Annotated in this window: 10 protein-coding genes; 7 read left to right on the forward strand and 3 right to left on the reverse strand. The window is 65.4% G+C overall.

All coding sequences use genetic code 11. From position 1 onward, the window contains the following. Positions 1-128: 128 nt before the first annotated feature. The 3 genes from dnaE to SROT_RS07180 are packed head-to-tail and all read left to right on the forward strand — an operon-like array spanning position 129 to position 5285. Positions 129-3668: a DNA polymerase III subunit alpha gene (dnaE, locus tag SROT_RS07170; RefSeq protein WP_013138348.1), complete on the forward strand. Its 3540-nt coding sequence runs from the start codon at positions 129-131 to the stop codon at positions 3666-3668. Next, on the forward strand, positions 3661-4377 hold the full coding sequence (locus SROT_RS07175) for a VOC family protein (protein WP_013138349.1): 717 nt from the start codon (positions 3661-3663) through the stop codon (positions 4375-4377). The genes dnaE and SROT_RS07175 overlap by 8 nt, the downstream gene beginning before the upstream one ends. A gap of 11 nt (positions 4378-4388) precedes the next feature. Then, on the forward strand, positions 4389-5285 hold the full coding sequence (locus tag SROT_RS07180) for a ribokinase (protein ID WP_013138350.1): 897 nt from the start codon (positions 4389-4391) through the stop codon (positions 5283-5285). Here the strand turns inward: SROT_RS07180 and SROT_RS07185 are convergent. The 3 genes from SROT_RS07185 to SROT_RS07195 form a co-directional block, all read right to left on the reverse strand. Continuing rightward, positions 5282-6190, reverse strand: a complete 909-nt coding sequence (locus SROT_RS07185; protein ID WP_013138351.1) for an ABC transporter permease — start codon at positions 6188-6190, stop codon at positions 5282-5284. The two genes, SROT_RS07180 and SROT_RS07185, sit on opposite strands and share 4 nt — an antisense overlap. Then, positions 6187-7176 (reverse strand): ATP-binding cassette domain-containing protein, encoded by a 990-nt coding sequence (locus SROT_RS07190; protein WP_148223377.1) that lies wholly within the window; start codon positions 7174-7176, stop codon positions 6187-6189. The genes SROT_RS07185 and SROT_RS07190 overlap by 4 nt, the downstream gene beginning before the upstream one ends. A 142-nt stretch (positions 7177-7318) precedes the next feature. After that, positions 7319-8527 (reverse strand): serine hydrolase domain-containing protein, encoded by a 1209-nt coding sequence (locus SROT_RS07195; protein WP_013138353.1) that lies wholly within the window; start codon positions 8525-8527, stop codon positions 7319-7321. A gap of 164 nt (positions 8528-8691) precedes the next feature. Here SROT_RS07195 and dnaK point away from each other — a divergent pair, with 164 nt between their 5' ends. Genes dnaK through SROT_RS07215 form a run of 4 tightly spaced genes read left to right on the forward strand, consistent with a single transcriptional unit; the run spans position 8692 to position 12841 of the window. After that, a complete protein-coding gene (dnaK, locus tag SROT_RS07200) occupies positions 8692-10548 on the forward strand; it encodes a molecular chaperone DnaK (protein WP_013138354.1) in 1857 nt (618 codons plus the stop codon). After that, entirely contained in the window at positions 10541-11221 is a 681-nt protein-coding gene (gene grpE, locus SROT_RS07205) for a nucleotide exchange factor GrpE (protein WP_013138355.1), read from the forward strand. Before dnaK ends, grpE begins: the two co-directional genes overlap by 8 nt. A gap of 37 nt (positions 11222-11258) precedes the next feature. Then, positions 11259-12449 carry a molecular chaperone DnaJ gene (gene dnaJ, locus SROT_RS07210; RefSeq protein ID WP_013138356.1) on the forward strand — a complete coding sequence of 397 codons (1191 nt, stop codon included), beginning with the start codon at positions 11259-11261 and terminating at the stop codon, positions 12447-12449. After that, positions 12446-12841 carry a heat shock protein transcriptional repressor HspR gene (locus tag SROT_RS07215; RefSeq protein WP_013138357.1) on the forward strand — a complete coding sequence of 132 codons (396 nt, stop codon included), beginning with the start codon at positions 12446-12448 and terminating at the stop codon, positions 12839-12841. Before dnaJ ends, SROT_RS07215 begins: the two co-directional genes overlap by 4 nt. Positions 12842-12848: the final 7 nt, after the last annotated feature.

The raw sequence follows: 12848 nt of genomic DNA on the forward strand, positions 1-12848 counted from the left end.
AAAATTTCACTGAGAACTCGACACGCCGCTGTGTCGTCAGCAAAGCGCGCAGCGCTTCGGTTTCCCACCCCTCAAGGGTAGGCTGGAACACCTCCTCGCCCTTTGTCGCGACTTCGGAAAGGACGGCCTTGTCGGATTCGTTTGTGCACCTGCACAACCACACCGAATACTCCTTGCTGGACGGACACGCCCAGGTCGACGCGATGTTCCAAGAAGCCGCCAGACTCAAGATGCCCGCTGTCGGCATGACGGACCACGGGAACATGTGGGGTTCGGCAGAGTTCTACAAGGCGTCGAAAAAGCATGGGGTCAAACCGATCATCGGCATTGAGGCGTATCTGGCGCCGTCCTCGCGTTTCTCCACGAAACGCGAGTTCTGGGGCGAGCCGGGCCAACGCTCCGACGATGTGTCCGGCTCCGGGGCCTACACCCATATGACTATGGTCGCGAAAGACGCCCAGGGCCTTCGCAACCTCATGAAGCTCTCCTCGCTCGCCTCTTTCGAAGGACAGTTGGGCAAATGGCCTCGGATGGACGCGGAGCTCCTCGCCGAGCACGGCAGGGGCGTCATCGCCACCACCGGATGCCCCTCCGGCGAAGTGCAGACCAAACTCCGCCTCGGCCAGTTCGAGGCTGCCTGCGAGGCTGCGGGGCGGTTCCAGGAAATCTTCGGCAAGGAGAACTTCTACCTCGAGCTCATGGACCACGGCATCGACATCGAGCGCCGGGTCCGCGAGGACCTGCTGCGCCTGGGCGAGCGGTTGAAGATCCCGCCGCTCGCCACGAACGACTGCCATTATGTGCGGCAGGAGCACGCCCGAGGCCACGAGATCCTGCTGTGCGTGCAAACCGGCAAGACCATGTCCGACCCCGGCCGGTTCAAATTCGACGGGGACGGCTATTACCTCAAGCCGGCCGACATGATGCGCGCCGCCTGGGACAGCGAGGTGCCGGGGGCGTGCGACAACACCTTGCTGATCGCGGAGCAGGTGGGCAGCTACGACGAGGTGTGGGAGGTCCGCGACCGGATGCCGGTGTTCCCGGTGCCCGACGGCGAGGACCAGAACTCCTGGTTGCGGCACGAGGTGGACCGGGGCCTGCAACGGCGGTTCCCGGACGGCGTTTCGGACGAGTACCGCGCTCGGGCTGCCTTCGAGCTCGACGTCATCAAGCAGAAGGGATTTCCCTCCTACTTCCTCATCGTCGGCGACTTGATCGCCTACGCGCGCAGCGTGGGGATCCGAGTCGGACCAGGCCGAGGCTCGGCGGCGGGCTCGCTGGTCTCGTACGCGCTGGGGATCACGAACCTCGACCCGATCAAGCACGGCTTGCTGTTCGAGCGCTTCCTCAACCCCGAGCGGCCTTCTGCCCCTGACATCGATATCGACTTCGACGACCGCAGACGCGGCGAGATGATCCGGTACGCGAGCGAGAAATGGGGCGCGGACCGCGTGGCGCAGGTCATCACCTTCGGCACGATCAAAACGAAAGCCGCGCTCAAGGACTCCGCCCGTGTGCTGCACGGCCAGCCCGGCTTCGCCATCGCCGATCGGATCACCAAGGCGCTGCCCCCCGCCATCATGGCCAAGGACATCCCGCTGTCGGGGATCACCAACCCGGAGCACGAGCGCTACAAAGAGGCCACCGAGATCCGCGAGCTCATCGCGAACGACCCTGATGTCGCGAAGATCTACGAAACCGCGCTTTCGCTCGAGGGGCTGATCCGCAACGCGGGGGTGCACGCCTGCGCGATCATCATGTCCAACGAGCCGTTGATCGAAACGATCCCGCTGTGGAAACGCCCACAGGACGGGGCGATCATCACGGGCTGGGACTACCCCTCGTGCGAGGACATCGGCCTGTTGAAGATGGACTTCCTCGGCCTGCGCAACCTCACGGTCATCGGGGACGCCATCGAGAACATCCGCCAGAACCGGGGCGTGGAACTGGATTTGGAGAACGCGCCGCTCGACGACCCCGCGACGTTCGCCCTCCTGTCCCGCGGTGAGACCTTGGGCGTGTTCCAACTCGACGGCGGCCCGATGCGCGACCTTCTTCGCCGGATGAAACCGACCGGATTCGGCGACATCGTCGCCGTGTTGTCGCTGTACCGGCCCGGTCCCATGGGGGTGAACGCCCACAACGATTACGCGGACCGCAAAAACGGGCGCCAACAGATCAAGCCGATCCATCCTGAGCTGGAAGAGCCGCTCAAGGAGATCCTCTCCGAGACGTACGGCCTGATCGTCTACCAAGAGCAGATCATGTTCATCGCGCAAAAGGTCGCGGGCTATTCGATGGGCAAAGCCGACGCGCTGCGCAAAGCGATGGGCAAAAAGAAGCTCGAAGTGCTCCAGGCCGAGTACGAAGGCTTCTCCCAGGGCATGCGCGGGAACGGGTTCTCCGAGGCCGCTGTCAAAGCGCTCTGGGACACAGTGCTCCCCTTCGCCGACTACGCGTTCAACAAGTCGCATGCCGCCTGTTACGCGCTGGTCGCGTACTGGACCGGTTACCTCAAGGCCAATTATCCGGCCGAGTACATGGCCGCGCTTCTCACCTCGGTGGGCGACGACAAGGACAAAGCGGCCGTGTATCTCGCTGATTGCCGCAAAATGGGCATCACGGTGCTCGCCCCCGACGTGAACAAGTCGCGAGTGGACTTCGCCGCGGTCGGCGAAGACATCCTTTTCGGCCTCTCTGGCGTGCGCAACGTGGGCGTCGGTCTGGTGGAGTCGATCATCCGCACCCGCGAGTCCGAAGGCGCGTTCACGAGTTTCTCGGACTATCTCGCGAAAGCCGACATCACGGCCTGCAACAAGAAAGCCGTGGAGTCGCTCATCAAGGCGGGCGGCTTCGACGCGCTCGGCCATCCCCGAAAAGGGCTCTACCTTGTGCACACCGAGGCCGTGGACGCTGTGATGTCCACGAAGAAAGCCGAGGCGCAAGGCCAATACGATTTGTTCTCCGACTTTTTCGAATCAGGTTCGCCGGAGCTGACGGCCACGTTCGAGGTCCAGATCCCTGACGAAGAATGGGATATGAAGCAAAAGCTCGCGCTGGAGCGCGAAATGCTGGGCCTGTATGTCTCCGGGCATCCGCTCGCGGGCCTGGAGCAGGCGCTCGCCGCCGCGACCGACGTGTCGATCCGTTCGATTCTCGACGGCGAGGTGAAGGACGGGACGAATGTGAAGGTCGGCGGGGTGCTTTCCGGCGTGAACCGCCGGGTGAACAAAAACGGGGCCCCGTACGCGAGCGCCCAGCTCGAAGACCTGGTCGGGGGTATCGAGGTCTTCCTGTTCCCGCAGAATTACGTGGCCTACGGCGAGGAGTTCGTCGAGGACGCGGTCGTGCTCATCAATGCTCGGGTGAACTTCCGCGACGACCGGATCGCGCTCATCGCGAGCGATGTGCGCCAAGCTGAGCTGACCCCGCAGAAAGCCGCGAACACCCTTCGGCTCTCGGTCGCCGAGAGCTGGTGCAACCCTGATTCGGTGGCCCAACTGCGGGAGATACTCGAACGCAACCCTGGCCCCACACAGGTGCTTCTCGACTTGCACCGCGGCGGCAAAGCGTTGTCGTTCCAATTGGACGAGGCGCTCACGGTGATGCCGTCCCCGGAGCTGTACGGCGACCTCAAAGCCTTGATCGGGCCTGGCTGCCTTGGTTGAGCTCGCTTTCGACCGGGTGCTCCTGCACGCGCCCGACCAACAGCGGGCGAAAGCGGCGTACGAGCGGTTCTTGGGCAGGCGGATCGGATTCGAGCCCCGGGTGCCGAACGGAGCGGTCCAGCTCGGCCTTCCTTCGTGGGCTTCCCGGCCCGGGCTGGTTTTCTCGGCCCAGGACTACGAAGGCGCGGTGCGTTTGCTCAACCGCCGCGGTTTGCCGCTTGCCCCAGTGGACGATGCGCGTCGCACGGCGGCAGCGGTGGTGAACGGTTTGCTCCTCGGAGTCGTCGAGCGCTCCTCGATGGAGCAGGCGGCGGGCGACGATGCTCCTGCCGGCGAGATCGGGGCCATCGACCATGTTGTTGTTGCCTCGACGCATCTCGACCGCGTTGTCGCCACCTTCGGCGGCAGGCTCGGGCTCGACCTGCGCTTGGAACAACGAGTCCTGAAAGTCGCAAAACAGCTCTTTTTCCGCTGCCAGAACACTGTGCTCGAGGTGCTCGTCAAGCCTGCTCTGCCAGGCAAAGCCGACGAGGTTTGGGGTGTCGCGTGGCAGACCGGCGACATCGAAGCCGCCCACCGGCGGCTTACCTGTTCGGGCGTGCCGGTCAGTGAGATTCGCGAAGGCAGGAAGCCAGGCACATATGTCGCCACCGTGAAAGACCCCGCGCTGGCGACGCCGACTCTCTTGATCGAACATCGCGAAAGATAGGCTGGGGAGCTATGCCTTTCTCTTCTCGCGTCCCCGCTGTTCCTCGTGTTGCCGTCTTCGGCAGCGTGAACCAGGATCTTGTGCTCCGCGTGCAACGACCGCCGCATCCAGGGGAGACGGTGATGGCGAAATCTGTGGAGCGCCTGCCTGGCGGCAAAGGCGCGAACCAGGCGGTGGCCGCCGCGCGGGCTGGCGCCAAAGTCCAATTCATCGGCTCGTTCGGAGAGGACGAGGTCGGTTCGGTGCTCCGAGGCCGTCTGCGCCGGGAGAGAGTCGGTCTCACCGGCAGCATGGCTGTTCCCGGCCCCAATGGCATCGCGGTGATCCTGGTGGACGACACCGGTGAGAACATGATTATCGTGCCTCCTGGGGCGAACGACAAATTGACGTTGACTGAGGCCGCAGAGAGTGTTTTGACGAGAGTCGACATCATATTGTGCCAGTTGGAAGTGCCTTTCGAGTCGGTTGTGGACGCGTTGCGGGTGTCCCGCGCAGCAGGCGTTTTGACGATCGTCAACTTCTCGCCGGTGCCAGCCGGACCGTTCCCCCAGGACATCTTGGAGCTGGCGGACGTTCTGATCGTCAACGAGGGCGAGGGCCGTGATCTGGGGGACCGCATCAATGTTGTGCCGCATGTGGTGACGACGCTCGGAGCCCGAGGAGCCCGCTACCGAGGACCTCTCGGCGAAGTGCAGGTGCCGTCACCGAAGGTGAACCCGGTCGACACCACTGGAGCAGGCGACGTCTTCGCGGGCGTGCTCTCGGCCTCGTGGCACCTCGGGCCGGAGAAAGCCGTGCGCCGGGCTGCCGTGGCGGGGGCGCTTGCGACGCTCGTGTCAGGCGCGGGCAATTGCGCGCCGACAGCCGCGAAGATCGACGAGGCTGCTCAGAAGGCTCGCCAGCTTTAGGTGATGTCCCGGCTCCGGGCCCGCCACCAGCCCAGGCCGAGCAGGAGGATCGCCCAGACCGCGAGAGACGGGACGCCGTACGCGAGCATCGTGACACCAGTGTTCTCGTCCGGGCCTGATTTGTCGAGCATGATGGCGGACCCGAGCAAGGTTTGTCCGGTTGCGCTCACGGGCAGGAAGCGCGCGACAGACGCGGCCCCGGGGCCTTGGCTGCTCAAGGTGATGAAGCCGAGGATGAGCCAGAGAAGCGGCTCGCCGGGGAAAGACCAGAACGCTTGGCCCGCTGTCGCGGAAAGCGGGCTGCCGGTCAACAGCCCGAGCCCTGCGCCGATCCATGTCCACAACACCGCGACCACAACGGAGGCGAGGCAGACTCCCATCACAAAGGCGACGCTGATGTGCGAACGGTGCAGGGTGCTGGACTCGAAGGAGCCCAGCAGATAGGTCGCGAGCAGCACCACGACATCGAGCACCAAGCCGTAGCCGATCCCGAAGAGAGTGGTCACGAGTATTTTCGCCGCGATTGAGCGGTCTCGTGAACGGGAGGTCCCGTAGGTGTGGGTGATGGTTTTGTGCTGGAATTCTGTCGCGGTGTTGACTCCGGCGAAAATACCGCAGAACAAGATGGTGAGCGCTCCGGCGGCGAAAAATCCCGCGTAGCCGAGCACCAAGGTGAGGGCGCTGAAGAGGCTTGAGCCGTACCGGTGGAACGAGTCTTCTTCGCCTTGCACGCCTGCGAGCGCGGCGAGCCCGGCGATGGTCGACAAGGCTGTGATGATGAGCGGCGCGAGGAGGAGGATCCACCAGAATCTGAGCGAGCGCACCTTGCGCCACTCCGATCTGACCAGCCGCAGGAATTCCGGGCTGTCGCGCCCCGCGGCAGGGGACAGGTCGAAGACGGTCACCCCGGCACCTCCCTGGCCACGTATTGCGGGGTCACAAGAGCGGTGTACAGCTGGTCGAGGCCGATGGAGTCGTCCGCCTGCCCGAAGAGCGGGACGCCCGCCGTCTCGGCTATCTCGGCGATCCGCTCCCGGTTGACCCCGGTGACGAGCAGTCTGCCGTCCGAGGTGGGCTCGGCGCTCGTCGCGCCGTGCTCGCGCAGCGCGGCTCCCAGGGCGGCAGGGTCAGCGCTGGCGACATAGGTGCGAGTGGCGTGCGCGCCGCGCAATCTCTCCAGCGAACCCTCGAACACGACCTTGCCTTTGCTGATGACGACCAAGTGGTCGATGGTGTGCTCCACTTCCCGAAGGAGGTGGCTCGACATGAGCGCGGAGCCGCCCGCTTTCGCGAACGCGCGCAGGAATCCGCGCAACCAGCTCAGCCCGGCGGGGTCGAGGCCGTTGGCGGGCTCGTCAAGGACGAGGATGCGGGGATTGCCCAGCAGGGCGGTGGCGATCGCGAGTCGTTGGCGCATGCCGAGGGAGTAGGTTCTTGGACGTTGCGCGGCCGCCGAGCTCAGCCCGACGGTTTCCAGCACGTCTGTGGCTGTGGAGTCGGGCACGCCAATGGCGGCGCAATACATCTTGAGGTGGTCGATCGCTTTGCGGTTCGGGTGCATGCCGCTGGCGTCGAGCACGCCCGCGATGAGCTTGCCGGGGTTGGGCGACGTTCTCAGCGGCGAGCCTTCGACGAGGATCTGCCCGGCGTCGGGCCGCACGAGCCCGAGTATCGCCCGCAGCGTGGTGGATTTGCCGCTGCCGTTCGGCCCCAAAAACCCGGTCACCGCTGCGGGGCGGACCCGGAACGAGAGGTCGGAGACCACAGTGCTGCCTCGGAACGACTTGGTGAATCCGCGCACTTCGACAGCGGGAGCAGTCGCGCTTTCCGCTGCCGCCGCTCCCCGGTCGCGCATCACCGCCCCGGTGAGCGGGTCAGCGGTCACTGCCATACGAGCCCTCGGAAGTCCATATGTCGTGGACATTACACCAGGACGCGGTCTTGGGAGGAGATCTGCATTTCGGATGGCGTGTTTGCCCGAGGGCAAGTATTTCCGTCCGGGCGCCGGGCGAGGAGTTCGCGGGCTGCGCTCGTCAGGCCGATTGCGCGTCCGCGAACCCCAGCGCCTGGTATGTCCGCCGGGTGAATTCCTGTTGCGCGCGACGGACGAGCCGGATGCTCGCGTTGTCCGCCGCGACGGCGCCGCTGGTGGCTCCGATGTGCTGCGTGAGGTAGATCAGGATCAGGTCGTGCTCGGGGTCGGCCTGCCACCAGGTGCCGTAGGCTCCGGGCCAGCCGAACGAGCCGAGTCCCGCTGGGGCGTGCGCGGCGCGGTGTTGGGCGGGGTCGGTCACAAGGTTAAGGCCAAGGCCGAAGGTCTGGCCTGCCCATGGCGCGCCGAGGAAAGGCCGGGCGCGAAGAGCCGGGTTCATGTGGTCGGAGCGCATGAGCGCCGTCGACTGTGCCGACACCACCTGCGTGCCGTCCGCGTTTCCGCCGCGCAGGAGCATCCGGGCGAAGCGCAGATAGTCCTGGGCAGTGCCCACAAGCCCTTCGCCCGCGCGGCAGAACGCCTGCGGCCCGGTCTTCGGCGGGCGCAGGGGGGCGGCTTCCAGCCCGCCGTCGGCTCCGGACTGATAAGCCGAGGCCACGCGGTTTTGTCGGGACTCGGGAACGCAGAAACCGGTCTGGCTCATCCTTGTCGGGTCGAGCACGTGTTCGCGCAGCACGTCGTCCGTCGTCGCGCCGCTGGCCCTGGCGAGCAGGACGCCGAGCAGGTCGGTCGAGTGCCCGTAGGTCATCGCGGCCCCAGGTTGATGCACCAGGGGCAGGGCGGCGAGCGCTGCGAGCCACGCGTCCGGGTTGCCTCGGGGCAACTGGCTGTAGGCGCGGCTGATCGGTCCCGCGATGGTGAACGGGTAGCCGATCCCGGCTTGATGGGTCAGCAGGTCGCGCACGGTGATCGGGCGGGCGAGCGGCTCGGTGGCTTCGAGCGGCCCTGCGGGGCTGGCAAGCACTTTGACGCGCTCGAATTCCGGGGCCCATGTGGTGATCGCGTCGTCGAGCCCCAGCACGCCCGCGTCCACGAGGCGCATGGCCGCGGCGGTTGCGATCGGTTTCGTCATGGAGGCGAGACGGAACAGGGTGTCGTGCTCCATGGGCAGGGCGCGCTCCACGTCCCGGAGCCCGGTGGCGGCGATCTGCGCGATCTCGCCTTTCAGCCAGACCAGCGTCACCGCGCCGGCGAGCTGGCCCGCGTCGACGGCTGCTCGGATCGGCTCCTGATTTGCGTCGAGGTCCATCGTGGCAGCCTAGCCGGAAGCGGCTTCGGCTGGCGCGGGTTGTCCCATGCCGCAAGGAGTTGAGTCATGTATACTCAATTCCTGATTGACGAACCAAAATCCATATGGCAGACTTGAGCGTAGCTCGCTGAAGTCTCTCGAATAGCTAAGGAGAAAAGACAACTATGCCTCGTGCAGTCGGTATCGACCTCGGCACCACCAACTCTGTGGTTTCGGTCCTCGAAGGCGGCGACCCGGTCGTCATCGCCAACTCGGAGGGCGCGCGCACCACGCCGTCCATCGTCGCTTTCGCCCGCAACGGCGAAGTCCTGGTCGGCCAGCCCGCCAAGAACCAGGCGGTGACCAACGTCGACCGCACCATCCGGTCGGTCAAGCGCCATGTCGGCACCGACTGGAAGATCGAGATCGACGGGAAGAACTACACGCCGCAGGAGATCAGCGCCCGCGTGCTGCAGAAGCTCAAGCGCGACGCGGAGTCCTACCTCGGCGACACCATCTCCGACGCGGTGATCACCGTTCCCGCGTACTTCAACGACGCCCAGCGCCAAGCAACCAAAGAAGCCGGTCAGATCGCGGGCCTGAACGTGCTGCGCATCGTCAACGAGCCGACGGCCGCGGCTCTCGCCTACGGCCTGGACAAGGGCGAGAAAGAGCAGACCATCTTGGTCTTCGACCTCGGCGGCGGCACCTTCGACGTGTCCCTCCTGGAGATCGGCGACGGCGTCGTGGAAGTGCGCGCCACCTCTGGCGACAACAACCTCGGCGGCGACGACTGGGACCAGCGGGTCGTCGATTGGCTCGTGGAGAAGTTCAAGAGCTCTTCGGGCATCGACCTGACCAAAGACAAAATGGCGATGCAGCGTCTGCGCGAGGCCGCGGAGAAGGCGAAGATCGAGCTGTCGTCCAGCCAGTCGACCTCGATCAACTTGCCCTACATCACCGTGGACGCGGACAAGAACCCCCTGTTCCTCGACGAGCAGCTCTCCCGGAGCGAATTCCAAAAAATCACTTCGGACCTGCTTGAGCGCACACGCGCCCCGTTCCAGCAAGTCATCAAGGACGCAGGGATCTCCGTCGGCCAGATCGACCATGTGGTCCTCGTCGGCGGCTCCACCCGTATGCCCGCCGTCACCGACCTTGTGCGCGAGCTGACCGGCGGCCGTGAGCCGAACAAAGGCGTGAACCCGGACGAGGTCGTCGCGGTCGGCGCCGCGCTCCAGGCCGGTGTGCTGCGCGGCGAGGTCAAAGACGTCCTGCTCCTCGACGTCACCCCGCTCTCGCTCGGCATTGAGACCAAGGGCGGTGTGTTCACCAAGCTCATCGAGCGCAACACCACTATTCCGACCAAGCGCTCAGAGACCTTCACCACCGCCGAGGACAACCAGCCTTCGGTGCAGATCCAGGTCTACCAAGGCGAGCGAGAGATCGCGGCCCACAACAAGATGCTCGGCTCCTTCGAGCTGACCGGCATCCCGCCCGCGCCGCGCAACGTCCCGCAGATCGAGGTCACCTTCGACATCGACGCCAACGGCATCGTCCACGTCACCGCGCGTGACAAAGGCACAGGCAAGGAAAACCGGATCAAGATCCAGGACGGCTCGGCGCTGTCCAAAGAGGACATTGAGCGGATGGTCAAGGACGCCGAGGCGCACGCCGAGGAGGACAAAGCCCGCCGTGAGGAGTCCGAAGTCCGCAACCAGGCCGAAAGCCTCGCGTACCAGACCGAGAAGTTCCTCAAAGAGAACGAGGAAAAGGTCCCCGCGGACGTCAAGGAGAAGGTGACCGCCGCCATCGGCGAGGTCCGCAAGTCCTTGGAAGGGTCTGATCTGAACGCGATCAAGCAGGCGGTCGAAAAGCTCGCAGAAGAGTCCCAGGCAGTCGGCCAGGCGATCTATGAGGCCTCCGCCTCCGAGGGCGCCCAGGCTGGCGAAGGCGCCGCTTCTGCCGGGAGCGCGGACAGCGACGTCGTGGACGCCGAAGTCGTGACCGACGAGACGACAGACGGGAAGAGCCATGGCTGAGTCCGAGCAACACGCAGAGCGCGAGCCGGTCACGATCAACGACCGACGCCGGATCGACCCGGCAACCGGAACGGTTCGGACTGATTTTCCAGCAGAAACGGGAACCTCGTCGGAGCCAGCTGGCTCCGACGAGGCCCCGGCTGGCCAGTCCGCGCCCGCCTCTGAACCGGCCGACTCCGACAAAGTCGCCGAGCTTACGGAGGACCTCCAGCGCGTGCAGGCCGATTTCGCCAACTTCCGCAAGCGCACTGAGCGCGACCGGGCTGGAGTCGTTGCAGCGGCGAAGGCTTCCGTCTACTCGTTGCTGCTGCCGGTCGTGGACGACCTCGGCCGCGCGCGCGAACACGGCGACTTGGAGAACAGCCCCCTCAAGCCGGTCGCGGACCGACTCCAGCAAATCTTCGACGAGCAGGGGATTGTCCCTTTCGGTGAAGTGGGAGAGCCCTTCGACCCCCAGTTGCACGAGGCGGTGCAGCACACCGGCGACGGCGATGTCTCCGTTGTCTCAGCGGTGTATCGGCAGGGCTATCGGCACGGAGAGCGGATTCTGCGCACCGCGATGGTGGTCGTCGAGGATGTCCCGGGCGAGGTTTCGGACCAGGGAGCCCAAGAGCAGCCGTCTGAGGCGGGCCAGCAGCCCGAGGCCGACGAACAGCAGACCGGCGATCAGTGATAATGGAGCATTAGCAGGAGAAAGGAGGTGACGCCGGGTGAGCCCGCGTGAATGGGTTGAGAAAGATTTCTACGCGACGCTCGGCGTCGGCTCCAAAGCAAGCGCGGACGAGATCAAAAAGGCGTACCGCAAACTCGCCAGAGAGCTGCATCCGGACGCGCACCCCGGCGACGCCAAGGCCGAACAGCGCTTCAAAGAGGTCTCCGAGGCCTACAGCGTGCTCTCCGATCCCGACAAGCGCAAAGAGTACGACGAGACCAGGGCTCTTTTCTCCTCCGGCGCTCATGCCGGCGGCCGGGGGTTCTCTGGTTTCGGCGGCGGGGCCTCGGCAGGCGCCCGGGACTTCGGCGTTCGAGATTTCTCCGACCTTTTCGAAGGCGGCTCCAGCACGTCGTTCTCAGACATCTTCGGGGGGGCCTTCCGCGACGGACGTTCTGCTCGTGGCGGCGCGAGCCGTCCGGGCAGCCGAGCCCGGCGGGGCAAAGATCTCGAGACTGAGACGACTCTCGGATTCCGTGAGGCGGCAAGGGGGGTCACCATTCCCTTGCGGATCACAAGCCAGGTGACCTGCGACTCCTGCCGGGGCTCGGGAGCGCGCAAGGGCTCTGTCCCGCGCAAATGCTCCTTGTGCGATGGATCGGGCTTGGTGACACGCCAAGAAGGCTCCTTCGGTTTCACCGAGCCGTGCTCGCACTGCAGGGGCGCTGGGCAGATCATTGACGATCCGTGCCCGGACTGCCAGGGCACTGGCCTGACGACGCGTTCTCGGACGATCACCATGCGAGTCCCCCCCGGGGTGCACGACGGCCAGCGTATCCGGCTCGCCGAGCAAGGCGAGCCCGGCATTCGCGGCGGCGGTCCCGGCGACCTGTACGTCACTGTGCATGTGGAGCCCGACGCCGTGTTCACTCGCGACGGCGACGATCTGCGGTTGACGGTGCCGATGCGTTTCACTGAGCTGGCGCTCGGCTCGACCGTCACGGTGCCGACCCTCGACGGCAAGGTCGGGGTCCGCGTTCCTGCGGGGACCGCCGATGGCCGCACGTTGCGTGTTCGCGGCAAAGGCGTGGCCAAGCGCGGCGGCGGCGCGGGAGACCTCCTCGTCACCTTGCAGGTCTGCGTGCCAGTCAAGTTGGACGAAGCCGCTCTCGAATCGTTGCGCAAATATGCCGCCTCAGAGGAGGCGAGCGGCTTTGACCCTCGAGCGAATTGGGCAGGTTCGCGATGAACACGAATGACAACACGAACGAGCGCGGGCAAGACCCGCACGCAAAGGTCCTCGTGATTTCGGTGGCCGCGCAGCTCTCCGGCATGCACGCGCAAACTTTGCGCGCATACGACCGCATGGGACTTGTGAGCCCTGGTCGCGCTCCCGGCGGCGGCAGACGTTATTCGCTGCACGATGTCGAGCTCTTGCGCGAGGTGCAGCGGCTTTCCCAGGAAGAAGGCGTCAACCTCGCCGGAATCAAACGCATCATGGAGCTCACCCAAGAAGTGATCGAACTGCGCCGTCGCCTCGTCGACGCGGCAGAGGCCGCGCGCACCGTGCCCCGTGGCCGTGAACTTGTGCCCTTCCCCAAGTCGACCGCCTTGGTCGTCTGGAAGCCCCGCAAAGGCTAGTTTCCGA

Source organism: Segniliparus rotundus DSM 44985 (assembly GCF_000092825.1).
Classification (GTDB): domain Bacteria; phylum Actinomycetota; class Actinomycetes; order Mycobacteriales; family Mycobacteriaceae; genus Segniliparus; species Segniliparus rotundus.